This window comes from Brooklawnia cerclae (assembly GCF_011758645.1).
Lineage (GTDB): Bacteria > Actinomycetota > Actinomycetes > Propionibacteriales > Propionibacteriaceae > Brooklawnia > Brooklawnia cerclae.
The window spans coordinates 1867320-1892813 of record NZ_JAAMOZ010000001.1; the positions used below are offsets into that span (position 1 = coordinate 1867320).

Below are 25494 nucleotides of genomic sequence, written 5' to 3' on the forward strand. Positions count from 1 at the left end.
GACGACGCGGGAGGCGCTATCGGGGACGCGACGAGCGTCCCCGAATGTCAGTCGAGCAGGTCGCGCACCACGGCATCCGCGAGCAACCTGCCCTGCAGGGTCAACCGGACGCGTCCGGACGCCACAGTCACCAGGCCGCGCGCACCGAATCCGTCGAGCCGGGCCCGCTCCCTGGCGGTGAGCACGTCGAGCGGCAGTCCGTCGGCCAGCCGTAGTTCCAGCAGAACGCGTTCCACGCGGCGCGACTCGTCGTCCAGCACCTCGCGCGCCTGTCCTGGGCTTCGCCCGGCGCTCAGGGCCGCGGTGTACTGCGCGGGCAGCTTGACGTTCCACCAGCGGACGCCGCCCACGTGCGAGTGGGCTCCCGGCCCGACCCCCCACCAGTGGTGCCCGAGCCAGTAGCCGAGGTTGTGACGGGCCTGGTGCTCGGGACCTGTCGCCCAGTTGCTCACCTCGTAGTTGGCGAACCCGGCCGAGGTCAGCACGCGCTCGGCCTCGAGATACATGTCGGCTTGCACGTCGTCGTCGGTGGGTGCCAGTTCGCCGCGCGCCACCCTGCGTCCCATGGCCGTGCCGGGCTCGATGCCCAGCGCGTACGCCGAGACGTGCTCCACCCCGGACGACACCGCGGCCTCCAGCGAGGCTCTCCAGTCGTCGAGCGACTCCCCCGGAGTGCCGTAGATGAGATCGAGGCTGACGCTGCGGAACCCGGCCGATCGCGCTTCCGCGACCACCTCCAGGGCGCGTCCAGGTGTGTGCACGCGGTCGAGGGTCGCCAGCACATGGGGCACCGCCGACTGCATGCCCAGGCTCAGGCGGCTGATGCCGACCGCCAGCAGGCCCTCCAGCTCGGCCGGGCCGACGGTCTCCGGGTTGGCCTCCGTGGTCACCTCGGCGCCGTCGGCCAGTCCGAACCGCTCGGCGATGTGGGAGACCAGCCCTCCGAGCTGAGCCGGGCTCATCAGGGTCGGGGTACCACCACCGAAGAAGACGGTCGACACCGGCGGGGCCTGCTCCCCCAGCACCCGGGACGCGAGGTCGATCTCGGCGTGCGCCGCCGTGAGCCAGTCACCGGGCCCCCGGGTCCCCGCCTGGTCGAGCACGTAGGTGTTGAAGTCGCAATACCCGCAGCGCACGCGGCAGAAGGGCACGTGGACGTAGAACCCGAGGGGACGACGCGCGACCTGCACCAATGCGGAGGCCGGCAGCGTCCCGTCGGCAGGAACCGGATCACCTTCGGGCAGCGGACCGGGCACGTTGTCAGCCTCGTTCCGCCACGGCGGAACGATCGGCGGGCGACACGGTCATTTCTTCCCGTTCGCGCTCTCGCCGGTCGACAATGCCGCGACGAAGGCCTCCTGGGGCACCTCGACGCGTCCCACGACCTTCATCCGTTTCTTGCCCTCCTTCTGCTTCTCGAGCAGCTTGCGCTTACGAGTGATGTCGCCGCCGTAGCACTTGGCGAGCACGTCCTTGCGCATCGCGCGGATCGTCTCGCGGGCGATCACGCGCGCACCGATAGCGGCTTGCACCGGCACCTCGAACTGCTGGCGCGGGATCAGCTCCTTGAGCCTGGCAGCCATCGCGACCCCGTACTGGTATGCCTTGTCCTTGTGGACGATGGAACTGAACGCGTCCACCGGCTCGCCGTTCAGCAAGATGTCGACCTTCACCAGCTCGGAGGCCTGCTCCCCCGCCTCGTCGTAGTCGAGCGAGGCGTAGCCCTTCGTCCGGGACTTCAACGCGTCGAAGAAGTCGAACACGATCTCGGCCAGCGGAAGCTCGTAGCGCAACTCGACGCGGTCCTCCGAGATGTAGTCGAGGCCCTTCTGAACCCCGCGGCGGGTCTGGCACAGTTCCATGATCGTCCCGATGAACTCCGCCGGCGACAGGACCGTGGCCTTCACGACGGGCTCGAAGACCTCGGCCACCTTGCCGTCGGGAAACTCCGACGGATTGGTCACCTGGTGCTGTGTGCCGTCCTCCATCACTACCCGGTAGTTCACGTTCGGGGCGGTGCTGATCAGGTCGAGGCCGAACTCCCGCTCCAGCCGCTCGCGGACGATCTCCATGTGCAGCAGGCCGAGGAAACCCACGCGGAACCCGAAGCCGAGGGCCGCCGAGGTCTCGGGCTCGAAGGTCAGCGCGGCGTCGTTCAACTGAAGCTTCTCCAGTGCCTCCCGCAGGTCGGGGAAGTCGTCCCCGTCGATCGGGTAGATGCCCGCGAAGACCATCGGGTTCGGGTGCCGGTATCCGGCCAGGGGCGTCTGCGCCGGACGCCGGGTCAGCGTCACCGTGTCACCGACGCGGGACTGCCGCACGTCCTTCACGCCTGTGATGAGGTAACCGACCTCGCCGACGCCCAGCGCCTGTGACCGCACGGGCTCGGGTGAGATGACACCGACCTCCAGCACCTCGTGGGTGGCCGAAGTGGACATCATGGTGACCCGCTCGCGGTGGGCGATCGCCCCGTCGACCACGCGGACATAGGTGACCACGCCCCGGTAGGCGTCGTAGACCGAGTCGAAGATCAGGGCACGGGTGGACGCGTCCGCATCCCCCTGGGGCGCCGGGACCACCTCGACGATGCGGTCGAGCAGCGCGGGGACGCCCTCGCCGGTCTTCGCGCTCACGCGGAGCACCTCGTCGGGTTCGCACCCGATGATGCTCGCCAGTTCAGCGGCGAACTTGTCGGGTTGTGCCCCGGGCAGGTCGATCTTGTTGAGCACCGGGATGATCGCCAGGTCGGCCTCGAGGGCGAGGTAGAGGTTGGCCAGCGTCTGGGCCTCGATGCCCTGCGCGGCATCCACGAGCAGCACCGCTCCCTCGCAGGCGGCGAGCGAACGGGAGACCTCGTAGGTGAAGTCGACGTGGCCCGGGGTGTCGATCATGTTGAGCACGTAGTCGGTCCCGGACGCCTGCCACGGCATGCGGACCGCCTGCGACTTGATGGTGATACCGCGCTCACGCTCGATGTCCATGCGATCGAGGTACTGGGCGCGCATGGCGCGCTCGTCCACGACCCCTGTCAACTGCAGCATCCGATCGGCCAGCGTCGACTTTCCGTGGTCGATGTGGGCGATGATGCTGAAGTTGCGGATGAGCGCAGGGTCGGTGCGTCCGGGTTCAGATACGGGCATTCACAATCCAGTCGGTACGGGCTTCGACATCCACTCGGTGTGGGCTCTCGCGCGTGCGATGAGCCGTGCCGACCTGCGTCGGCACCTGCGCCATTGTCTCACGGCACCCGGATGCCACCCAATGACGGCGTCAGGCGACGTCAGGAGCCACGACCCGCCGGGTCGTCATGCACGCCTCCGGCCTCGCAGGCCCGCGACGCCCAGGACTCCCCCGATGCCCGCCAGAGCCCACCCCGCCGTGCGGGCCACCATTCCGACCAGCCACCAGCCGTACGCGTTGAGCAGCATTCCCCGAATCGCGTTGCCCATGAAGAAGTTGTCCGATCGCAGCGCGTTCAACCCCGCGATCTCGCGGGCGATGTCGAACTCCGTCTCCGGGTCCCCGATCTCCGCCTTGGCGAGCAGGGCCACCTCGGGGCCACTCATCTCGGGACGAGCGGTCCGGATCTCGTCCCGGAGCGTTCGGGTCTTCTCGGTCACCAGGTCGCCGACCCCGGCGTACGTCGCGAGATCGTCGGGGACACCGGCCCGGCGCGCCGCGGTCAGCATGTGCGCCAGGACGTAGTTGTCGGCGTACGCACGAGCCTGGGGACCTGAGGTGAGCCGCTGACCGGCGAACGGCTCGAGCCGCCCCGCGTCGTCGGGAGAGATCGCCCCGCCGCGAACCTCCGCGCCTATCTGCTCGCCCGTCGGCAGGGTGATTCCCTCCGACCCGAGTTGCCGGGCGACGAACCGCATCGCGAACTCCCCGCCGACCACCGCAGCCGCCCCCACAGCCATCAGGACCGGGCCGAAGACGTTCGCCAAAGTGGTGTGGACGGTGTCTGCCATGATCCTCCGCATCGTTGTGGCGCATTGCCCGGCCGGGTGCCCACAGTCTAATGGGCGCGTCCGGGCAACGAAACGGCGGCGGCGTCCTGCCGGATAGGACGCCGCCGCCGCGCGATACCAGGGTCGACTACTCGGTCGCCGGGGCGCTCGCAGTCGCCGACTTCGGCTTCCACACGAAGCCCACCACCACGGAGGCGACACCGATGACGATCAGGGCCCACGCCGCCACGATGGCGATGGTGCCGAGCAGCCACCAGCCGTAGGCATTCAGCAGCATGCCGCGCAGCGAGTTTCCGGTGAACATGGTGCCGGTACGCAGGGTCTGAAGGGCAGCTGCGTCCTTCGCGTCCTGGTAGGTCGTGTTCGCGTTCGCGATTTCTTTGGTGGCCAGCGCCGAGATCTCGGCGTCCGTCTTGTCGGCATTCTCCGGCTCAGCCTTCAGAACCTCGGTCAAGGCGCTGGTCTTCTCGGTGACCAACTCGCCCACGCCCTCGTAGGTCGCCTTGTCATCAGGGACATCCAGCGCGACAGCGGCCGCCTTCATGTGGGATGCGATGTACTCGTTCGCGAAGGCCTGAGCCATCGGACCGGTGGTCATCTCCTCGCCTGCGAAGGGACGCATGGCGTCCGCGTTCTCCTGGGTGAGGCGACCTGACTTGACCTGGGCGTCCAATGTCTCGTTGGTCGGCATGGCGATCGCTTGTTCAGAAAGTTGATCCTTCACATAACTGTGAGCGAAGGAACCACCGATGAGTGCGCCAATGCCGATGACCAACAGGACCAGACCGACGATCTTCAGGAGCGTCTTGTAGACCTGACTAGCCATGGGAATCCAATCTGTGCTCGTGTGAGTTTCGACTTCCCTAAGTCGAAGCGCAAACAGACTAAAACGCATGCTTCCAGTTTCAAAATCTCTTCGGTCAAGAGGTCCAGGGGTTGAGTACTTTATGTCAAGATTTCAACATCTTAACAATTGACGGATCTCCGAACGCTGTACCTGGAGCCTCTCCCGACCGGTTCGCCGTGCGAGCGCGCCCACCTGGCCGGACGAGCCCCGTCACAGCTCGGTTGAGGGTCGATGTCCCCTCGTGATAACGTTGTCTGTCGCGCGTCCCCGGTAAGGCCGGGCGCGCCCGGAAACATCACATACCCAGTGGAACGACAGAAGAGGCTTGCCCAGTGGCGAACATCAAGTCGCAGAAGAAGCGCATCATCACCAACGAGAAGGCGCACGAGCGCAACAAGGCCGTGAAGTCCGCGTTGCGTACCCACGTCCGCAAGTTCCGCGAGGCTGCGGCCGCCGGCGACAAGGACAAGGCTGCCGAGTACGCCAAGGCCGCCAACCGCGCTCTCGACAAGGCCGTCTCCAAGGGCGTCATCCATCGCAACCAGGCCGCGAACCGCAAGTCCGCGATCTCGGCGCGCGCCGCGGCTCTCTGAGAGCCGTCCCCACAGCATCACTCCCGAACGCTCTGGCCCGACTGGGTGGTCAGAGCGTTCGTCTGTGTCCGCGTTTCGCTTGCCGCCCCGCAAGCGAACGACGCCCACGCGCGTCGGCCGACGGCAACCATCACCGCCACGCACGACGAACTCAGTGACGCCGACCACCCCGAGCCGCGTCCACGGCGAGCACCAACTGCTCCAACGCGAACCCCGGATCGGCCGCAGCACCCTTGACCTGCTCGTCCGCCACGGCCACAGCCTTTATCGCGGACGACACCCCCCGCGGCGACCAGTCACGGGCCAACCGGGACAATTCCTTGAGCTTCCACGGGGGGACGCCGGCCTGCCTGGCCACCTCGTTGTCGGGAAGACGCGCCGAGCGTAGATCCAGATACTTACCCAGGCCACGCAACGTCCCGGCAAGTGCGCTGGTGACCAGCACGGGTGCCACTCCTGTCGCCAGAGCCCACCGCAGTTTCTCGAGCGCGGCGCCGGGCCGGCCGGCGAGGGCGTCGTCGGCCACCGAGAAGCTCGTCACCTCGGCGCGGCCCCCGAAGTAGCGCCGCACCCCCTCGACGTCGACGGCCTGATCGGCGTAGTCGGAAGCGAGTTGCCGCAACGCGCCGACAAGTGTGCGCAGGTCGCTGCCGACCGCGTCCACCAACGCCTGGGCACCCGCCGCGTCCATCGACATCCGTAGACTGCGTGCCTCCGCCGCGACGAATTTCGGCAGATCCCAGTTCCTGATCGGGTCTGCCTTCTCGACCTGGACCTTCGGCTTCAACGCGTCCAGCAGCGCCTTGCCTTTCGTCCCACCACCGTGCACGAGGACCAGACACAACTCGGGATGCGGGTCGAGCGCCGTGCGCTTCACCAGATCGACCTGTGCGTCCGGGAGGCCGGCCAGATCGTCGACCACGACGACCGCACGGGACGCGAACAAGCTGCCCCCGATCAGGTCGGCGAAACTCCCGTCGGCCAGCGCCGCGGCATCGACCTCGCTGATCTCGGCATCGGGTTGCTCCGCAGTGGCCTGCTTGATGCGCTGGCGAACCGCACGTTCGGCGAGCAACGGCTCTGATCCCACCACGAGCAACGTCGAACCGAATACAGAGGAGGCTTTCACATCTCCATGCTGCCACCCCCGGCAGACATTCGTCAGTTCAGGCATCATTCCAAACCAGAGCCGGTTGCCATGAGTTGCATTCCATAGAGACGCACGGGTACCCCGCCAATTAGCCTTGATCCGAGGTCAACCAGAGGAGGCATCAATGACGATCGGCAAGTACTCCGTGGGAGCAGGCGACAGGTTCGGCAAGGAGGGCGTGGCACAAGTCGCGGCATTCCAGGCCATCAAGGACGCCGGAGTCGACGTGGACATCGTGTGGAACAAGAGCAACCGCGAGCACAAGACCATCGGGACCACTCCCGCCGACCAGCGCAAGGCGGCGGACGACGCGGTGACAGCCAGCGGATGGGCCGGTCGGTACTTCGTCGACGCGGACCACATCAACATGTCCAGTGTCGACGCGTTCGTCGGCCACTGCGACTTCTTCACCCTCGACGTCACGGACTTCATCGGCAAGCCGGCGAGCCCCGAGTCCCTGGCGGCGTTCCAGGCGCGGCGCTCCTCTCTCGTCGGGGAGATCGAAGTGCCGGGCATCGCTGATCCCCTCGTGATCACCGAGGATCTCCTGCGCGCGGTCGCCGAGCGGTACCTGTACGCCGTGGAGGAGGCCGATCGCACCTATCGACACATCAAGGACGTCAAGGGCGACGCGCCGATCGTCGTCGAGGTGTCGATGGACGAGACGGACAAGCCGCAGAAGCCCGCCGAACTGCTCATCATCCTCGCGGCCGTCGCGGACGCCGGCATCCCGATCGCGACCATCGCCCCCAAGTTCTCCGGGCGCTTCAACAAGGGCGTCGACTATGTCGGCGAGGTGACCGACTTCCTGGCCGAGTTCCGGGCTGACGTGTGCGTCGCCAACTATGCGGTCGAGGCCTTCGGCATCCCCGCCGGCCTGAAGCTCTCCGTGCACACCGGTAGTGACAAGTTCTCGATCTACCCCGGTATCGGCGACATCATCCGTGAACTGGACGCTGGGCTGCACCTCAAGACCGCCGGAACGACCTGGCTGGAGGAACTCATCGGCCTCGCCGAGGCGGGTGGCCAGGGTCTCGACCTGGCCAAGGAGATCTACCGCAGCGCCTACGGCCGCTACGACGAACTGGCCGCTCCGTACTCGGACGTCATCGACATCGATCAGGCGGCGCTCCCCTCCCCCGACACGGTCGAGGGGTGGACCAGCGCCCAGTACGCCGGAGCCCTTCGTCACGATCAGTCGAACCCCGCCTACGACCGGAACGTGCGCCAACTCCTCCACGTGGCCTACAAGGTCGCCGCGGAGATGGGGCCCCGTTACCTGGCAGCCCTGGACGAGCATCGTGAGCACGTCGCCCGCAACGTGACCGAGAACCTGCTGGAGCGCCATCTGAAGCCGCTCTTCGCCACCCGGTAGCGGGGCTCGCCCGCCCCACGAACGACATCACCGCGGGCGCTGCGAGCGCCGGAGAATGTCTCGCGCCCACAGCGCCCGCAGTGATGTGCCGCCCGGTCGCTCGTCCCGCCGGCCGAACCGATCCCGGGTCTCAGCGCACCCGAACGACCATCCGGATGGCCACCGTCGCCGTCAGCGCCGCCACCACGAGCCCGATCAGCGCCATCGCCGTGCCTGCTGCGCCCGTGCTCGGGAGCTTGCCCGGACGCTGGGCGACCGGGGTCTGCGATGCCGTCGGCGTGGTGACGTCGCCGGCATCGGTGGTCCCGTCGGGCGTGGCCCCGTCGGGAGTGCCGCCGGACAGCTGCTCCCCTCCCGGGGTCTGGTCACCGGTCTGGTCGTCGCCCACGTCGAGGCCGACGACGACCGGATCATGATCGGACGAGGCGAACGGGCTCGTGGTGTAGAAGTCGACGACGTTGTAGTTGCGCCGTGAGTACTGCATCGCGATCGACTCGTCGGCGTTGATGTCCCAGACCCCGGCGCCGGAGACCAGGGCGAGTGCCTGCTCGTTGGCGAAGACGTGGTCGAGGGAACCGAGGCGCCCGCTGTACTGGTAGGTGGACGAGCCCGGGTCGAACTGACCGATGACATCGGTGAAGCCCGCCGACTCGATCACCTGCACGGGACTCTCACGACTGTACGAGTTGAAGTCGCCCATGAGGAAGATCGCTTCGTCCGCCGATCCGCTCCCCTCTCCCGCGACCCAGTCGACCAACGCCTGTGCCTGCGCCACGCGCGACGCGTTCGACAGGCCCTGGCCCGTGCCGTCGTCCTCACCGGAGCTCTTCGACTTGAAGTGGTTGGCGATCGTGGTGAACGAGGTCGGCGAATCGGCCACCTGCCACGTCTGCGCCAGCGGGTACCGCGCGTTCGCGAAGGCATCGTCCAGCAGGATCTCGGAGGCTCCGGTCGGCTGCACGATGCTCGGGTCGTAGATGAACGCCGTCCGGATGATGTCCTCGTCGGAGGGGGTGACCAGGGGGGATGCCGCATAGGCCCAGTTCCCACCGGCGGCGTTGAGCTCGTCGACGAACTCCGAAAGCGTGTAGTCACGACCGCGGTCGATCCACGAGACCATGTTCGAGGTCTCGATCTCCGACAGCGCCACCACCCCGGCACCGAGGGAGTTCACCGCGTTCACGAGCTTGGCGCGCTGATCGTCGAACGCCGCCGGCGACCATGCGCCACGCACCTCGCAGTAGTCCGTCGCCACCGGATCACCGTTACGATCGGCGTAGTAGTCACAGCTCTTCACCTCGTCCTCGTCAGCCCCCAGCTCGGTGAAGTAGTTGAGGACGTTGAAGGACGCCATGGTCAGGTCGCTGCCGACGCTCGGGGGCTCCGCCTCCCGATCGTTCTCGGTGGCCAGCGGGTCGTCGCTGTCGGTGGCTCCGATGATCTGCCCGACCGGCTGGTACGTCCAGGCGCCGTAGCGGTAGTCCATGACGACCGGCTGGACGAACGTCACCTGCGACCCGGTGCGCATGGGCTCGTCCTGCGACAGATAGGGCAAGGGGGACGCCTGCGCCTCGGCGTTCTGCATGTAGTTCCAGCTCGACCCGTCGTCGAGGACGATCGAGTTGGCCTGGTTGGCCAGTTCGTAGGCCTCTGCCGCGGCGCCGGGCTCCACCACGTCGGTGGCCTGGTACAGCGGCTCGTCACCGAACGCCAGGCCGAGGGTTCCGTAGGTGTTGAGGTTGTAGTTGTTCGCGATGGTGTAGGTGCCCCGGGGCGCAACCAGCATTCCCTCGAGGGCCTCGGACTCGGATTGCGACGGTAGGGACGCGAGCGCCGTGGCCTCCACGGGGTCGCAGTCGGTGGCGGACGTGATGGTCGCGCTCGTGAGTTCCGTGAGGTCCTGATACTCGCTCACGGTGGCGGCAACCGTGTAGCACGAGCCGATCTCGACGTCGGTGGTGCCGTAGACGAAGATGCCGTCGGAGGCTCCCGGCGTGGCGTCGGACGAACCGCCCGACCCGGGCGTCTGCATGAAGAACCCGCGCAGGCCACCGGTGGGGTATGCGGCCGTGACCAGGCCGAGTGTCGTCACGGCGTCACCACGCAGCGGCGATTCGGCGCCTGTTCCCTGGATCTCGGCGATCGTGACTGCCTCCGGCCCGGGCTCCGGCTCCGGGTCTGGCCCACCGGAATCGGCGGAGGCCCGCGGGGTGGGATCACCGGCTGCGAAGTCCACGGAATTGTCGTCGGTGTCGTCGAGCACGGCCCTGGCGACCGATGTCACGCTCGAGGTTCCGGGCGCGGGCGCGGTCTCGAACTGGGTGGCGCTCGACCCGTAGCCGACAAGGTCGATCGTGGAGCTGTCCGGGGCGAGAAGGCGGACGATGCCGGCGCTGCCGCTCATCGCGGCTGAGCAGGTGATATCAGGAGTGGGAAGCGGGGTCGTGCCGCCCGCCCCCTTGGCCTGCTGGACGAGGAAGTAGCCACCGGCCTGGATCGAACCCGACAGCGCGCAACTGTTACCGAGGTTGCCGCCCGCCGAGTAGTAGTTCACCGAGTAGCCCGCCAGATCGACCGCCGTGGCCGTGGGGTTGTACAGCTCGACGAAGTCGTGGGTGTAGGTGGCGCCCGAATTGCCACCGCCACCGTAGGCCTCGCTGATGATCACGTGGTCGCTGACAGCATGCGCGGGGGCGGCACCTATGCCACCCGCCACGATGGCCACCGACACCAGCAGCATCGCTGCGGCACGACCGTTGCGGATCGGGGACTGTGGAGGTTTCACTCGTGCTCCTTGACGGGGAGGTAGACACCGCCTTCGCCGGCGGCGACCACGACGCTAGCGGCGGACACCGTCAGCGCACCTCCCGACCGGCCCCTGCGCGCGCGACATTCGCCGAACTGTCGACGGCGGGTAGGCGAATGTTCGCCGAACTGTCATGCCCGGACGATCCCGGGTGTTCCTCCCTGCTCGGGCTCAGCGCTGGGTCACCACCTCCAGAGGGTCGGTGCGGATCGCGATGGCCCCCTGGAGATCGGTGCGGAACACCGCGGCTCCCCGTGCTCCGACCAGGGCCAGCGTCGAACCGGCCGGATGACCGTAGTCGTTGTCCTCCCCCACCTGGACGAGTGCGACGGACGCCCCGACGGCCTCGACGAACCGCTCGTCCTGGTTGGGGCTTCCATGATGCGGGACGACCAGTACGTCGGCGTGCAGGTCGACCCCGGAAGCAACGAGCGCCTGTTGGCCGGCGACCTCGATGTCCCCGGTCGCGAGGGCTGTGATCCCGTCCACGTCGACCCGCCCGACCACGCCCGCATCGTTCTCGGCCGCGCTGTCCCCATCGCCCGCCGAGATCGGGTCCGACCATGCCCCTCCCGCAGCCAGCGTCGTCCAGGTCACCTGTCCCGCCCGGACGACGTCACCCGCGTGGGTCACGTGCGGGGCGGGCAGATGCCCGAGCAGCCGGGCGCCCGCGTCCTGCCAGGATGCGGGCCCGATGAGCACCATGCCGACCCCGATGCCACTGTCGTCACCGAGGGCCGAGACGCCGCCGACGTGGTCGGCGTGCGGGTGGGTGAGGACGAGCAGCGGCACATCGTCCACCCCGGCGAGCCGCAGGCAGTCGGCCAGCAGACCGGGATCGGGACCGGTGTCGACGATCACGGCCGAATGCCGACCGGCCCGGAACAGCTGGGCGCCACCCTGACCGACGTCGCAGGCTATCACTGCCCAGTCATCGGGCCACCCGGCCTGCGGCGGACTCCGCAGAGCACCGACGAGCACCACCATCACGAGCAGTGCCGAGCCCCACCGGCTGTCGAGCACACGAGGGACGACTCCGACCGCCACCACCACGCAGAGAAGTGCCAGCACCGCGATGCCCGTAGGCGAGACCGCCCACCGCCAGGTCGCTGCGGGGGCCGCCGCGCCGGCATGGGCGACGAGCAGGATCGGCTGGACACACCAACCGGCCGCCCAGCCGAGGACACCCGCCACCGGTGGACTCACCAGCGAGACCACGGCGGCGGCCAACCCGATCACCGTCACGGGCCCGACGAAAGGCCCGACCAGCATGTTCGCCGGCAGCCCCACCACGCTGACCGAACCCGACAGCACCGTCACGATCGGTTGCGTGGCGATCTGTGCCGACAACGGGATCGCCAGGGCCTCGGCCACCCAACCAGGCGCCCAGCGGCGCATCCGTGCTTGCCAGGGCCCACCCCACCACAGGATTCCGGCGGATGCCGTCACCGAGAGCGCGAATCCCCACGAGCGCGCGAGCCACGGATCGACCAGGACGAGCCCCAGCACCGCCACGCACAGGTTGCGGAGCCCTCGCCGCCGGTCGCGGGCGAGACCGGTGGCAGCCAGAGCCACGAGCCCCATGGCCGCGGCACGCAGGACGCTGGGCTCCGCCCGGCACACCACCACGAAGACGACGGTCACCAGCACGCCGATTCCCCTCAGCCACCAGCCGCGCACGCCTGCGCCGCGAGCCAGCGCGAGACAGAACCCCAACATGAGGGTGAGGTTGGTGCCGCTCACGGCGGTCAGATGCGTGAGCCCCGTCGTCGTGAAATCATCGGTCACCTCCGAGGGCACGGCGGACGTGTCCCCGACGACCAGGGAGGGGACGAGTCCGGCCTGCTCGGAGGGTGAGTGCCCCATCGCCGTTCGCAACCCCTCACGGAATCGGTTGGCCAGTGCCGCCAGACCCTGTGGCGATTCCAACTGCGCCACGTCCCCTCGTAGGGCGAGGGTGCCGATCGACCGATCCCCCGGGTCCGCGGGAGCGGCGAGTGCCTGGAACTCGATCGTCGCCCCCACGGGAAACGCGAGGTCGCGCGCGGCGTCCCCGCCCGTCGAGCGGACGGTCGCGGGCACTCGTCCCTGCCAGGCATCCCCCCGAGCCTCGATCCACTGCACCGTGACGGGCAGGAGGGCCAGACCGGGCCGTGTCCCGGAGGCCTCCCAGGTGCGCACATCGGACGACACCACGGCCCGCACCTCGACCAGGGCTCCGTCACGGGCGAGACCGGCGGGGGTGGACGCGGCCAACCCGGTCGCCCACAACCAGGCCACCACGATCGAACCTGCCACCGCCGCACCGGTGGCGGCCGCCACCCAGGCCCTGCGCGTCCAGCCGGCGACGACCAGCGTCGCACCGGCGATGGCGAGCACGACGGCCGCCCGTCCGGGCGTCACTCCCGATGCCGCCCCCGCCCAAGCGCCGAGCGCAGGGAGCACCAACCGCAGATCGACGGGGTCCTCGGGGACTGCGTCCGTCACCGGCCGCCCGCCCCGGCCGGCGACGCTCGCCGTCTCACACACGGACGAGCGGCGCGAGTTGGGCATAGGTCTTCTCTCCGATCCCATCGACCTCCTGCAACTCCTCCACCCGCGTGAAGCGTCCGTGCTGGTCACGCCAGGCGAGGATGCGCTGCGCCGTGACCGGTCCGACACCGGGCAGCCCGTCCAACTGGTCCGCCGTCGCGGTGTTCAGGTCGAGGGTGGAGCCTGCCCCCTGCGAGCCGCTGCCCGACGCCGGTACCGTCGTCGGTTCCCCGGCACGCCGCACCTCCCCACGTGGTGCCGAGCGGGTACCGACGACGACCTGGTCACCGTCCGACACGGGCGCGGCGAGATTGAGCTCCGCACAATCGGCATCCTGGGACAGACCACCGGCGGCCCCGATCGCGTCCGCCACCCGGGCGCCCGGGGACAGCACCACCACGCCTGGGGTCGCCACCGCACCCAGGACGTGGACCATCATCTCGATAGGTGTGTCCGCCTCCGTCGGGCTCGCCGTCGACTGAGCGACGACGGGCGTCAGGGCCGGCGTGAGCGGCGTGTCCTGCACATCATGGCCCTTGGCGGCCATCACGCGGGTCGCGGTGAAGATGAGCGCCACGACGAGCACCAGCACGATCGCACCCACATGGGCACGCCCGAGACCGATGAACCGTGTCAGCAGAGCCGCTCCGCCCGGCGGAAGTTGGTACCCGCCGTCGGCGGTGTCCTGCGGTTCCTGCCGACCCGGCGCGGCGACCTGCTCGTCCACGAAGTCGTCGGCCCACTCCTCGGGGAGAACACCCGGCCGGGAGAGCGGACCCGCGACCGACCGCACCCGGGCGCGTCGCGGACCGCCGGGCGGTTGTGCCCGGCCCACGACCGCCTCGAGCCGACCAGCCGGGTCACGCACCGGCGTGTGATCGCGTGCCTGATTCACACCCTCACTGTTGGTGTGTCACCGCCCCGTGGACCACATTCGTCGAAGCTGTGGAAAACTCGTGCCTCTCACCGCCCACTCTCGGAGCGGCAAAGGGCACTCGCGGGGATCAGTCCTTGGGGACGATGCTCACCATCTTCGGTAGCCGGGTGATGACCTTCGCGACCTCCCGGCCGGCCAGCGCACGCTGGACGTTCGCGTCCGACAGGGCCAGATCCGTGGCATCCGTTTCGGTGATCTCGGGCGGGACGGTCAGCTTGGCACGCACCTTGCCCTGCACCTGGACGACCATCGTGATCGCCTCTGTCACCAGCAACTCGGGATCGGGCGTCGGCCACTGCGAGTTCGCGATCGACGGCGCCTCGCCCAATACCTCCCACATCTCCTCGGCCACATAGGGGGCCACCAGGCTCAGTGCCTGAGCCACGAACGAGACCGACTCGCGCACGGCCGCGTCCTGCGGTCCACAACCCGTGTCGATGGCCTTGCGGGTCGCGTTCACAAGTTCCATCACGCGCGCGATGGCGACATTGAAACGACCGAGCCCGACCAGGTCCGTCACGTCCCGGATGGCCCTGTGGGTCGCCTGGCGAAGCGTGCGGTCACCGAAGGCGACGTCTGCTCCTCGCGGACCGGCCACCTCGACAGCCAGCCGGTAGGCACGCTGAAGGAACTTCAGGGAACTCGCCGGCGACACGTCCGCCCAGTCGATGTCGTCCTCGGGCGGGCCCGCGAACACCACGGTCAACCGCACGGCGTCCACCCCGTAGGCGTCGATCTGCTGACCGAGGTCGACGCCGTTGCCCAGGGACTTGCTCATCGCCTTGCCCTGGTTGATCACCTGCCCCTGGTTGAGGAGGCGCTCCATGGGCTCGTCGAAGTCGATCATGCCCAGGTCGTGGAGCACCTTGGCGAAGAACCGCATGTACAGCAGATGCAGGATCGCGTGCTCGACGCCGCCCACATACTGTTGCACCGGCATCCAGCGCCGGACATCGGCGGCACGGAACGGACCGTCGGCGTAACCCGGGCTGCAGTAGCGGTAGAAGTACCAGGAGCTGTCGACGAACGTGTCCATCGTGTCGGTGTCGCGTTGGGCGGGCCCACCGCACTGAGGGCAGGTGACGTCGCGCCATTGCGCGGCAGCCGGCCCGGCGAGCGGCGAGGTGCCCTTGGGCGCCAGGGCATCGCCCCGCAGATCCGGCAGTTCGATCGGCAGCTGATCGTCCGGCACGGGGACCTCACCACAGGCCGGGCAATGGATGATCGGGATCGGGCAGCCCCAGAAACGCTGGCGGCTCAACAGCCAGTCCCGGAGCCGGTAGGTGACTCTGGCGTCGCCAGTCCCGCGTTCCCTCAGCGTCCCGATCGTCCTCGCGATGCCCGCGGCCTTGCCCTCCAGGCCGTCCAGAGGGCCGGAGTTGACGTAGGTGCCGTCCCCGGCCGTCGCGATCCCGGACTCGCCGGGATCAGGCTCGCCGGTCGCGATGACCACACGGACGGGCAGCCCGAACTTGCGTGCGAAGTCCAGATCGCGCTGGTCGTGAGCGGGCACCGCCATGATCGCGCCCGTTCCGTACTCCGACAGGACGTAGTCGGCCGCCCACACGGGGACGCGTTCCCCGTTCACCGGGTTGACGGCGTGCACTCCCAGGAAGACACCGGTCTTCTCGTGCTGAGTGGACTGCCGCTCGATCTCCGTGGACTTCTTGACCTGCTCCAGGTAGGTCTCAAAAGCAGGACGCTGCTCGTCGGTGACCAGCTCGCCGGCCAGCTCACTGTCGGGGGCGACCACCATGAAGGTGGCGCCGTACAGCGTGTCGGGACGCGTGGTGAACACCGTGATCGGGTCCTCGCGGCCGTCCACGGTGAACTCCACCACCGCGCCCTCGGAGCGTCCGATCCAGTTGCGCTGCATGGCCAGGACGCGATCAGGCCATCCGGTCTCCAGCTGGGCCATGTCGTCCAGCAGCCGTTGCGCGTATTCGGTGATCTTGAAGTACCACTGATTGAGCTTTCGCTTGGTCACCGGCGTGTGGCATCGCTCGCACAGGCCGTTGATGACCTGCTCGTTGGCCAGCACGGTCTGGTCCTTCGGACACCAGTTGACGTAGGAGTCCTTGCGATAGGCCAGCCCCCGCTCATGGAAGCGCAGGAACAGCCACTGCGTCCAGTGGTAGTACTCGGGGTCGCTGGTGTGCAGTTCGCGCGTCCAGTCGAGGCTCAGTCCGTAGCGCTTGAACGAGTTCTTCTGCGTATCGATGTTCGCGTAGGTCCACGTGGCCGGGTGCTCGTTGCTCTTGATCGCGGCGTTCTCCGCCGGCAGGCCGAAGGAATCCCAGCCGATCGGGTGCAGCACCTCGTAGCCCTGCATACGCCACATCCGCGCAATCACATCACCCATCGCGTAGGCCTCGGCATGACCCATGTGGAGGTCGCCCGACGGATACGGGAACATGTCGAGGACGTAGCGTCGTGGCTTGTCGGTGTCGTCGTGGGCGACGAAGGTCTGGTCGTCCGCCCAGAAGCGCTGCCACTTCTCCTGCGCGGCGACGGCGTCGTAGCCTGTCTGCCCGGCCGATTCGTTGGTCTCGCTCACCGTTGGTGTCTCCTTGTCGTCACCGCTCCAGCGGCTCCCCACATGACCCCTCCCACATGAAGAACGCCCCGAGGCCCGTAGGCATCAGGGCGTCCACGGCCCGTCCGTTCAGCCGGCGAACCGTGGAACGGGGAGAAGTTGCGCGCCATGCACCCGTGCAGTCTAGCGGATTGGCCCATCAGCCCAGCCTTGCCTCAAGTCGCAGCCACATTGCTTGCTGTCGGGAGGATCCGCCCGCATGGTTGATCCATGATGGCAATGGCGCTCACCGGTTCGGAGCCCGCACGGTTGACCGGCAGGCTCAACTGGTTGCGCGCCGCCGTGCTGGGTGCCAACGACGGGATCGTCTCGGTGGCCAGTCTCGTCATGGGGGTGGCCGGGGCGGCGGCCGACAGCCGCACGCTCCTCATCGCCGGAGTCGCCGGACTGGTCTCGGGAGCGCTGTCGATGGCCGGCGGGGAGTTCGTGTCGGTCAGCAGTCAGGCCGACACGGAACTGGCCGCACTGGCGGCCCAGCGCGCCCGGCTGGCCTCCGACCCCACCAGGGAACGCCACGCGTTGGCCCGCGCGTACGCCGCTCGGGGTCTGGAGCCGTCGCTCGCGCTCCAGGTCGCCGAGCAACTCACACGGCACGACGCAGTGGCCGCCCACGCCGAGACCCGACTGGGGATCCAGGCCGGCGAGCAGACGAGTCCCTGGGCGGCGGCCACCGCCTCGCTCATCGCCTTCGCGCTCGGAGCGTTCATCCCGCTGGTCCTCATGCTCGCGTCTCCACCGAACACGCGGGTACTGGCCACGATGCTCGGCGTCGAACTGGCGCTGTGCCTCACGGGGTTGACCGGTGCTCGACTCGGCGGAGCGAGCGCCGCGCGTCCTGTTCTGCGCAACATGCTCGTCGGGAGCCTCGGTATGTGCCTGACCTACACGGTCGGGACGCTCTTCTCGGTGTGAGCCGCGAGGAAGCCGTCCACCTCCGCCCGTGTCGGCGGATCCGCGGCGATCCGCGTACAGGTGAGCGCCGCGGCGGCATTGCCCCGGCGCAACGCGGCCTCGGTGTCCAGGGGGTCGCGGAGCCATTGTGAGAGGAAACCCGCGGTGAACGCGTCGCCCGCTCCGACGGTGTCCACCACCGGCACGTCGAACCGCCCAGACGCGCTCACCCGGCCGTCGGGCTTCACCGCCAGTGCCCCGGCATCCCCCAATGTCACGACCACCAGCGAGAACCCGTATGTGCGCGCCCAATCGGTAGCGACGTCGATGACGTCGAGATCCGGATCGCCCACAGCACCGACCAACCACGCGATGTCCTGATCACTGGCACGCAGGATGCCCCCGCCCGCGCCCACCCGCACCATGACGCGCTCGATGCGCTCCCAGTAGTCCGCCTGGTCGCCGACCACGGTCGGCCGCACGTTGATGTCGAAGGACGCCGGCAGGCCACACCTGGACAGATAGTCCAAGAGCGCGGAGGCGCCTGGTTCCAGTACAGCGGCCAGCGATCCGATGTGCAGCCACAGATCGTCCCCGCCTGTCGGCAGACCAGTATCGTCCCACTGGAACGTCGCCGAACCCTGCAGATGAAACGTGTAGGAGATGCCCTTCGGCGAAGACTCCACCACCGCGAGAGCCGTGGGCCCCTGCGGGCGCCGCGCAGCCCGCAGGTCGACACCGGCGGCCTCCATCCACCCGGCCAGCTGGCGACCGAAGACGTCGCTCGACAACGATCCCCAGAACGCGGTCTCGCAGCCCAGCCGCGCCAGCGCCACCGCCGTCGTCATGGGCCCGCCACCGTTGTGCGCCGCCCATGACGAAGCCGACGCCCGCTGGTTCGCGGGCACCTCCGCCGCCGGGATCAGGTCGATCAGTGCCTCTCCGCATACTGCCACCCGCATGGATCAACCCTAACCACCGAACTGTCCCCCGGCCATGTCCATCGCGATGTCGACAAGCATCCGATCCCAGATCGACGGCGGTGCCGCCGTGGCATTGATGTCGGCCAGCAGATGCAGCAGCGGGAACCCCGGGTCTATACGCTCGGCCTGGCACATGCAGACGACCTGCAACGCCCCGTCACCGCTGACCCAGGACGCGAGAGCCAGCACGCACAGAGCGGGTACGCGTCCCTCCCGTGGGGTCGCGCGAACGACCCGCTCCCACAGCCGGACATGACCGGACGCGGTCGCACGATCCAACCGGACGAGAACACGATCCCGCAGGTCAGGGTCTTTCAGCCGAATCGCCAGTTCGACGAGGTCGTCGTCCGAAAGAGAAGCGGGATCGTCGAGGCCGCGGTCCACGAGTTCGTCCAGTCCGGCTCGTCGGTCGGCCCATTCGAGGCCTCCGGCAGCGCTCTCCACGCGGTCGTAGCGACGCCGCGATGCCCCAACGGCCCCACCCCGGGGCAGGGCGACTCGCCGTTCGAGGTCGGACCGCCTCGGCAACGCCTGCAACCCCGCGACGACGGCACGTACGGCCATCGGGCCGCTCGCCGCATCGAACGGGACGCCCTCGGGCGGGCAGCACTCCTCGCTCGTGCACAGGCGCGACCAGTAGCGACCCGACCCGACGACGACGCTGTCGAGCAGGCTGTCCGGTTCCAGAATCTGCTCCACCAGGGCCAGCGCATCATGCGCGCGTCGCGGCTCGTCCGAGTACGCCGCCAGGACGAACCGCGCCGAGGCGAACCGCGCCTGGATCGCCCACAACCGAGCCTCCACGGCCCGTGGATGGCGGCAGTCCCCGATCTCGAATCGCACGGTGAGAGCCACCTGCCCCTCGACGCACACGACGATCACGACCGACTCGTCCGGATGGAAACCGAGCAGGTAGGGAATGATCGAGATCAGGTCGGGCAGGCCCCTCACCCTCAGGGGGCCATCAATGTCACGAGCCGCCGTCGGCACGTCGTCCGGCCAGCCGGGGTGCCGTTCATAGTGATTGTCTGTCACGCCAACGACTGTGGGTGAGCCGGCCCAGGGTTGCTCACATTCGTCGAGCCTGTGGACAACCCTGGCCTCCACGGGCTCGGATACGCTGGAGTGCACTATGAGTCAACCGACCCCGCCGTCCGGCGGCAATGGCACACCGGCACCGAATCGCGATGCCGCGGCGTCCGCGCAGGAGGGATTCGGCGGGCTGTCCCAAAGCCCCGGTCAGCCGCCGTCGAGTTGGGGGGCACCGAACTCGGCCTGGAACCAGACGACGGGATGGGCCGCACCCGGCGGGGATCGCCCGGCGTCCTCCCCGCCCGAGCCCGGCTCCGTGCCCACTGGCCCCACGGCTCCTGTCACGGGGCCCACGCCGTTCCAGGAGACCTCGCGACCGCGGGTGAGCATCGACCAGTATCGGACGAAGCGCAATGTCGCCGTCCCGATCCTGCTTCTGGCCGCGGTGCTCGTCGTCGTCGCGGGCGTCCTGTACTTCGGTACCCGGCCCGAGCCCGTCGACAGCGCGAGTGCGACCCCGACCCCCAGCCGCACCACACTTCCGACCCCTGCCACGCCCGGGGGTGCTGCCAACGAGATCCGTTTCGAGACCGATCAGGTGAGCGGCACCTTCATACTCAACTCCTCCCAGTGGGAAGGATCGACGCTCACCGTCGACGTCACGGTGAGCGTCGACACCGGGTCGCTGGAGTTCTGGTTCGTGACCATGGACGTGGCCACCGGCGACGTCTACGACGTCAGTTCCCCGACGCAGAGCGGCGACATCCGCCAGGAGACGTTGCGGGCCGGCGGATCGGCGTCCGGCACTCTGCACGTCACCAAACCACGCGGTGACACCCAACTGCTTCTGTCGGACGTGAACGGCGACAACCTCACCATGCTGCTCATCTCGGGCTGAGGTCGGCGCCGAGCCACCGACCGCTAGAGTCGGCCCCATGTACCGGGGTGAACCCATCTGGGAAGCTGTCGACCGCCTGTTCATCGACCGCCTCGTGGACGAGGACGAGGCCCTGGTGGCCGCTCGTGAGAGCTCCGCTCGCACGGCGATGCCGCAGGCCGACGTGGCGCCCAACCAGGGAGCCTTCCTGTCGATCATCGCCCGAATAGCCGGCGCGCACCGGATACTCGAGTTCGGGACGCTGGCGGGCTACTCCACCATCTGGCTCGCCCGCGCGGTGGGCGAGCGGGGACGGGTCGTCACCCTCGAGGTCGACGAGGTCGCCGCGGCCGTCGCCCGCGAGAACTTCGAGCGAGCCGGTGTCGCCGACCGTATCGACCTCGTCCTGGGACCTGCCCTCGAGTCGGCCCGGGCTCTGGCGGACCAGGGCACCGAACCCTTCGACATGGTCTTCATCGACGCCGACAAGCCCAACAATCCCCACTACCTGGCGGCGGCGCTCGCCATGTCGCATCCCGGCACCGTGATCGTCGGTGACAACGTCGTCCGTGACGGAGCGGTCGCTGATCCCGACAGCCGCGATCCCCGCGTCCACGGCACCTGGGCGCTCCTCGACGGCCTGGGCGACCGCGATCGTCTCGCCGCGACCGCCCTGCAGACCGTCGGCCTCAAGGGGTGGGACGGATTCGCGATCGGCGTCGTCCGGGGCCCGTCCGACTGATCCGGCCCGGAATCTCCAGGGAAACGCTGACCAACGATCCCTGAGCCCGTCGAAGGGTCGTGGAACACCGTAACGCTGACCAACGACCCCTGAGCCCGTCGAAGGGTCGTGGAACACCGTAACGCTGACCAACGATCCCTGAGCCCGTCGAAGGGTCGTGGAACACCGTAACGCTGACCAACGATCCCTGAGCCCGTCGAAGGGTGGTGGAACCACCGTCCGGCGACGGGCTTCGACCGGCTCAACCAACGTTGCCCGTATTAGTCATGCGTTTCTCTAGGCGTCGCAGGTGTTCGTGATCTCCGGGTCGCCGGAGAGCCGGGACCGCGTCCACTCGAACAGTTGCGTGACCAGCGGCGAATCGCGACCGACCAGACCCATGTGGTCGAGCCCCGGATAGGTGCGGTAGTCCACCTGCTGCCCGGCGGAACACAAGCTCTCGACGAACTCGTCCTGCAGATCGATGGCGATCAGTGGATCCGACTCGCCCTGGGCCAGCAGCAGCGGCACGTCGATCCCCCCGGCGGGCGTGTTCTCCCTCAACCGGTCGCCCAGGGGACCCGACAACGGGTCGGAGGCGAAGATCGGGCGGTCGCCGCTGATGGACAGCGCGTCCAGAACCGATACGGACATCCCCGGCTCCGACCAGCAGCGCATGGCCATCTCACGGACCAGGGGCCGGGCGGACGCGATGACGTACTGCTCCATGGTGACGTCGGGATACGCGTCGACGTAGGCCTGCGCCACCAGGGAGGCCAGCACCGAGCCGCCGGTGAGATCGGCCAGATGCCCGGTGAGCCCGATCAGGTTGGCCGCGGGTGCCATGGCGGCGACACCCAGGAGCGGCACATCCGGGGCGTAGGACGGCTGGATCTGCCCCGTCCACAGCGCGGCGTGTCCTCCCTGCGAGTGGCCCCACACCACGGTTTGATCGCCGAGCGAGGCCTCGGTGAGTTCACGTGCGGCACGGACGGCGTCGAGCACGGAGCGTCCCTCACCCTGCCCGACGAGATACGGCTGCGGACCTTCGGTGCCCATACCGATGTAGTCGGTGGCCACGAGCGCCCAGCCCTCCTCGACGACCTCGTCCGGGAAGAGCAGCGCGCCCGAGGTGAAGGGCTCGTCGAGGACGCTCGGCGCGCAGTTGGGGGTGTAGCCGGTCGTCCCGTGCGCCCAGGCGATCACCGGGTGTGACGAGCCCGACTCCGGCACCAGGACGATCGCGCTGGCCAGCGCCGGGGTGTCGTCGTCCCGCGTCGTGGTGTAGAGGATTCGCCAGGCCCTGGCCCCGTCGGGCACCTCACGCGTGAACGGCTCGCTGCGCAACAGTCGGCCGGGCTCGCTCGGCACCTGGTCGGGAGCCTCGTAGAAGTCGTCGACGGCAGGGCTCCCCGAGGTCAGCCGCCCCGAGACGACGAGGGCGGCGACGGACACCAGCACCATCGCCAGTGCCGCTGTCGTACGCCCCAGCCGCCTCCAGCGGGTGGCGACCGCGGACTCCGCACGGCCGGTGCCCGTTGCGTCGAGGTGCCGGGCGTCCCGCCCCCGGCGAACCGCCTGCCAGACCTGGGCGAGCCCGAAAGCGATGGTGCGGGCGCCGAACAGCACCGCGACGACGAGCAGTGTGATGTCGGGCCAGGCGAGCGCCACCACGCCGAACACGATGTCGGTGAGGCCGAACAGCCCGGTCGCGATCCGGGCGTCCAGCGTCGGGGCGCGGCGCACCTCGAAGCCTCGCACGAGACCCGAGACGATCAGTGCCACCGCGATCACGGTCGGCAGCAACCCGATCGCCCGGCCGAGGCCCGCCAGCACCGCCACGCCCAGGACGATCCATCCCGCGCCCAGCACCCCGGCTGCCAACTGCCGCGAACGGGCTGCGTCCGACGACAGCGACGCGACACCTGCGGCGACACAACTCAACCCGATGTAGATCGTGAGCACGGTCACCGAACTCAACGGACGGACGATCAGCAGGACGCCCAGGACGACGGCGCCGATGCCGATCAGCGCGGAGGCCCACCACGGCAGCCACCGTGAGACGCGGGGCAAGAATCCTGTGAGCCGGTTGATCCCCGTCCGGCCGGGGTGTGAGGAGGTGTCCACCTGCCGACCTTAACCCGCGACAGCCTCGCCGCAGGCGGAAACGCCCACCTCGGGCCCGAACACGGGTGCATCTGCCGGTTCCGCCGTCACGAGCCAGGGCGCAGTCGGTTCACCAGAGCCGCCAGATTGACCTCGAAGTCCTCCTCCACGTGTCCCGGGCCGGGAGAATCAGCCAGCATCCTCGCGAGGTGAGGGAACCGGTCGCGGTCGGCCTCGCACAGCAGTCGCGTGGCGTAGGTCTGCTCCTCCGCCAGGCGGCCGGCCAGCGCCTCGCCGTACAGGTACTGGGACACCAGCTGCCAGGCGTTGATCGCTGCTTTTCCGTCCAATCCCATGCGATACAGGCAGGCGAACACCCGATCCAGCAGCGTCAGAGCGAGAGGGCTGGCCAGGCCTTGGTTGGCGAACACGAGGATGATCCACGGATCCTTGCGGAACACCTTGTGCAGCGTCCGGACGAGGGCCATGAGCTCGTGTTCGGGCGATTCATCCTCCGGCGGGAGTTCCATGCCCTCCGCCACCCGGTTCATGATCCCCAGAATGAGATCCTCGCGGTCGGCGATGTGCCGGTAGAGAGACATCGGTGCCACGTTCATCGCCCGGGCTACGCGCCGCATCGTCAGGGCGTCCAGGCCCTCGCTCCGGATGATTCCCAGTGCGGTGGTGACGATCGAGTCGCGGGTGAGGAGCGGGGTTTCCCGTCTTCTTCGCTGCACGGCATGCATGGAGCTATCTTGCACAACGATCGGCCGTCGACCGACACAACGCGTCCGAATGGCCTGCTCGCGAGGCGGACGAAGTTGTGTCGGGTCGCGGTGGGGGCTAGGCTGCCCACATGATCACGATGCGCGTTGCAACCATGTGTCGTTGCTGTGCGTCGATGGCATGTCCGGCCTGCTGACGATCCCCGCTAAACGTCCGCACCCCACACCGACGCTCTCGCGGTAATTTCGCGAGTGCTGCTTGCGCCCGACATCCCGACCGTGATCGCCTCTTCCCGCTGATCTCGTACCCGGATGGCGCAGATTCCCGCATCGCCTCGACGCAGGCATCAGGCCTGCTGATCACCGCACATCCCGTTACACCTCACATAGATGAAGGAAGGCAAGACAAATGGCGTATTACGAAGACGCGACCAAACTGATCGGCCGCACGCCCCTGGTGAAGATCAACAGGCTCTACGGCGATTCCCAGGCCACCGTGCTCGCCAAGCTCGAGTTCTACAACCCTGCGAACTCGGTCAAGGACCGCATCGGTGTGGCCATCGTCGACGCGGCCGAAGCCGACGGCTCGCTGAAGCCGGGCGGAACCATCGTCGAGGGGACGTCGGGCAACACCGGCATCGCGCTGGCATGGGTCGGCGCCGCTCGTGGCTACAAGGTGATCATCACCTTGCCCGAGAGCTTCTCCAAGGAACGGCGCGCGCTCCTCCGCGCCTTCGGCGCCGAACTGGTGCTCACCCCGGCCGCCGACGGCGTCCCCGGAGCCAACAAGCGCGCTCAGGAGATCGCTGCCAGCACTCCGGGTGCGATCCTGGCCCGCCAGTTCGACAACCCGGCCAACGTCGACATCCACCGCAAGACGACGGCCGAGGAGATCTGGGCCGACACCGAGGGCAAGGTCGACATCGTCGTGTCCGGTGTGGGCACCGGCGGAACGGTCACCGGCATCGGCGAGGTGCTCAAGAAGTACAAGCCCGAGGTCAAGATCTACGCAGTGGAGGCCGCCGAGTCGCCCGTGCTGTCCGGTGGGCAGAAGGGCGTTCACAAGATCCAGGGCATCAGCCCCGGGTTCGTCCCCTCGATCTTCAACCGCGACGTCATCGACGGGATCCTCCAGGTGGCCTCGGAGGACGCGCTCGCCTGGGCACGTCGTTCGGCCAAGGAGGAGGGCCTGCTCGTGGGTATCTCGGCCGGTGCCGCTCTGCGCGCCGCTGCCGACCTCGCCGCCGACCCGGCCAACGCGGGCAAGACGATCGTGGCGATCATCCCCGACTGGGGCGAGCGCTACCTGTCGACGCCGCTGTACGCCGATCTGCTCGACTGAGACCGACCCA

General features: G+C 68.5%; 19 protein-coding genes. 6 read left to right on the plus strand and 13 right to left on the minus strand.

Translation table 11 applies throughout. From position 1 onward, the window contains the following. Positions 1-47 precede the first annotated feature (47 nt). From hemW to FB473_RS08650, 4 genes are all read right to left on the minus strand, one after another. Positions 48-1256 (minus strand): radical SAM family heme chaperone HemW, encoded by a 1209-nt coding sequence (gene hemW, locus FB473_RS08635; protein WP_167166494.1) that lies wholly within the window; start codon positions 1254-1256, stop codon positions 48-50. 48 nt (positions 1257-1304) lie between these two features. Further along, entirely contained in the window at positions 1305-3140 is a 1836-nt protein-coding gene (gene lepA, locus FB473_RS08640; RefSeq protein ID WP_167166496.1) for a translation elongation factor 4, read from the minus strand. A 165-nt stretch (positions 3141-3305) separates the two neighbouring features. Continuing rightward, positions 3306-3971, minus strand: a complete 666-nt coding sequence (locus FB473_RS08645) for a hypothetical protein (RefSeq protein WP_167166498.1) — start codon at positions 3969-3971, stop codon at positions 3306-3308. Between the two features lie 127 nt (positions 3972-4098). Then, positions 4099-4866: a hypothetical protein gene (locus tag FB473_RS08650; RefSeq protein WP_167166499.1), complete on the minus strand. Its 768-nt coding sequence runs from the start codon at positions 4864-4866 to the stop codon at positions 4099-4101. A gap of 284 nt (positions 4867-5150) precedes the next feature. Between FB473_RS08650 and rpsT the strand changes: the two genes are divergently transcribed. After that, positions 5151-5411 carry a 30S ribosomal protein S20 gene (gene rpsT, locus FB473_RS08655; protein WP_167166501.1) on the plus strand — a complete coding sequence of 87 codons (261 nt, stop codon included), beginning with the start codon at positions 5151-5153 and terminating at the stop codon, positions 5409-5411. 151 nt (positions 5412-5562) lie between these two features. Here rpsT and holA read toward each other — a convergent pair whose 3' ends face one another. Continuing rightward, positions 5563-6540 (minus strand): DNA polymerase III subunit delta, encoded by a 978-nt coding sequence (gene holA, locus FB473_RS08660; protein WP_167166503.1) that lies wholly within the window; start codon positions 6538-6540, stop codon positions 5563-5565. 145 nt (positions 6541-6685) lie between these two features. Between holA and FB473_RS08665 the strand changes: the two genes are divergently transcribed. After that, positions 6686-7936 (plus strand): tagaturonate epimerase family protein, encoded by a 1251-nt coding sequence (locus FB473_RS08665; RefSeq protein WP_167166505.1) that lies wholly within the window; start codon positions 6686-6688, stop codon positions 7934-7936. A 130-nt stretch (positions 7937-8066) separates the two neighbouring features. Here FB473_RS08665 and FB473_RS08670 read toward each other — a convergent pair whose 3' ends face one another. From FB473_RS08670 to leuS, 4 genes are all read right to left on the minus strand, one after another. After that, the gene (locus tag FB473_RS08670; RefSeq protein WP_208390492.1) at positions 8067-10721 is read right to left on the minus strand and encodes an ExeM/NucH family extracellular endonuclease; all 2655 of its coding nucleotides are present in this window, start codon (positions 10719-10721) and stop codon (positions 8067-8069) included. Positions 10722-10913: 192 nt separating this feature from the next. Beyond that, the gene (locus tag FB473_RS08675; protein WP_167166507.1) at positions 10914-13229 is read right to left on the minus strand and encodes a ComEC/Rec2 family competence protein; all 2316 of its coding nucleotides are present in this window, start codon (positions 13227-13229) and stop codon (positions 10914-10916) included. A gap of 34 nt (positions 13230-13263) precedes the next feature. Continuing rightward, the gene (locus tag FB473_RS18465; RefSeq protein ID WP_167166509.1) at positions 13264-14169 is read right to left on the minus strand and encodes a helix-hairpin-helix domain-containing protein; all 906 of its coding nucleotides are present in this window, start codon (positions 14167-14169) and stop codon (positions 13264-13266) included. Between the two features lie 109 nt (positions 14170-14278). Next, positions 14279-16768: a leucine--tRNA ligase gene (gene leuS, locus FB473_RS08685; protein WP_167166511.1), complete on the minus strand. Its 2490-nt coding sequence runs from the start codon at positions 16766-16768 to the stop codon at positions 14279-14281. Between the two features lie 249 nt (positions 16769-17017). Here leuS and FB473_RS08690 point away from each other — a divergent pair, with 249 nt between their 5' ends. Beyond that, complete coding sequence (locus tag FB473_RS08690) at positions 17018-17719, plus strand: VIT1/CCC1 transporter family protein (protein WP_167166513.1); 702 nt, start codon at positions 17018-17020, stop codon at positions 17717-17719. Here the strand turns inward: FB473_RS08690 and FB473_RS08695 are convergent. Together FB473_RS08695 and FB473_RS08700 are read right to left on the minus strand one after the other, a co-directional pair. Next, a complete protein-coding gene (locus FB473_RS08695; RefSeq protein ID WP_167166514.1) occupies positions 17689-18660 on the minus strand; it encodes a carbohydrate kinase family protein in 972 nt (323 codons plus the stop codon). The genes FB473_RS08690 and FB473_RS08695 overlap by 31 nt on opposite strands. Before the next feature lie 9 nt (positions 18661-18669). Continuing rightward, positions 18670-19716 carry a DUF4192 family protein gene (locus tag FB473_RS08700; protein ID WP_167166516.1) on the minus strand — a complete coding sequence of 349 codons (1047 nt, stop codon included), beginning with the start codon at positions 19714-19716 and terminating at the stop codon, positions 18670-18672. A 97-nt stretch (positions 19717-19813) separates the two neighbouring features. Here FB473_RS08700 and FB473_RS08705 point away from each other — a divergent pair, with 97 nt between their 5' ends. Both FB473_RS08705 and FB473_RS08710 read left to right on the plus strand, forming a co-directional pair. Next, complete coding sequence (locus tag FB473_RS08705) at positions 19814-20611, plus strand: hypothetical protein (protein WP_167166518.1); 798 nt, start codon at positions 19814-19816, stop codon at positions 20609-20611. Positions 20612-20648: 37 nt separating this feature from the next. After that, complete coding sequence (locus tag FB473_RS08710; protein WP_167166519.1) at positions 20649-21332, plus strand: O-methyltransferase; 684 nt, start codon at positions 20649-20651, stop codon at positions 21330-21332. 276 nt (positions 21333-21608) lie between these two features. On the opposite strand, the gene FB473_RS08715 is transcribed toward FB473_RS08710, so the two are convergent. Both FB473_RS08715 and FB473_RS08720 read right to left on the minus strand, forming a co-directional pair. Then, positions 21609-23438: a lipase family protein gene (locus FB473_RS08715; RefSeq protein WP_208390493.1), complete on the minus strand. Its 1830-nt coding sequence runs from the start codon at positions 23436-23438 to the stop codon at positions 21609-21611. An 86-nt stretch (positions 23439-23524) separates the two neighbouring features. Further along, the gene (locus tag FB473_RS08720; protein ID WP_167166521.1) at positions 23525-24163 is read right to left on the minus strand and encodes a TetR/AcrR family transcriptional regulator; all 639 of its coding nucleotides are present in this window, start codon (positions 24161-24163) and stop codon (positions 23525-23527) included. A gap of 388 nt (positions 24164-24551) precedes the next feature. On the opposite strand from FB473_RS08720, the gene cysK reads away from it, so the two are divergent. Next, entirely contained in the window at positions 24552-25484 is a 933-nt protein-coding gene (gene cysK, locus FB473_RS08725) for a cysteine synthase A (RefSeq protein ID WP_167166523.1), read from the plus strand. Positions 25485-25494 lie beyond the last annotated feature (10 nt).

Excerpts from the sequence above, each read along its gene's own strand:
- FB473_RS08690 (WP_167166513.1), top strand. The coding sequence starts at position 17,018 with ATGATGGCAATGGCGCTCACCGGTTCGGAGCCCGCACGGTTGACCGGC.
- FB473_RS08710 (WP_167166519.1), top strand. The coding sequence starts at position 20,649 with ATGTACCGGGGTGAACCCATCTGGGAAGCTGTCGACCGCCTGTTCATC.
- FB473_RS08645 (WP_167166498.1), bottom strand. The coding sequence starts at position 3,971 with ATGGCAGACACCGTCCACACCACTTTGGCGAACGTCTTCGGCCCGGTC.
- FB473_RS08650 (WP_167166499.1), bottom strand. The coding sequence starts at position 4,866 with ATGCGTTTTAGTCTGTTTGCGCTTCGACTTAGGGAAGTCGAAACTCAC.
- FB473_RS08720 (WP_167166521.1), bottom strand. The coding sequence starts at position 24,163 with ATGCATGCCGTGCAGCGAAGAAGACGGGAAACCCCGCTCCTCACCCGC.
- FB473_RS08705 (WP_167166518.1), top strand. The coding sequence starts at position 19,814 with ATGAGTCAACCGACCCCGCCGTCCGGCGGCAATGGCACACCGGCACCG.
- FB473_RS08665 (WP_167166505.1), top strand. The coding sequence starts at position 6,686 with ATGACGATCGGCAAGTACTCCGTGGGAGCAGGCGACAGGTTCGGCAAG.
- cysK (WP_167166523.1), top strand. The coding sequence starts at position 24,552 with ATGGCGTATTACGAAGACGCGACCAAACTGATCGGCCGCACGCCCCTG.
- lepA (WP_167166496.1), bottom strand. The coding sequence starts at position 3,140 with ATGCCCGTATCTGAACCCGGACGCACCGACCCTGCGCTCATCCGCAAC.
- FB473_RS08695 (WP_167166514.1), bottom strand. The coding sequence starts at position 18,660 with ATGCGGGTGGCAGTATGCGGAGAGGCACTGATCGACCTGATCCCGGCG.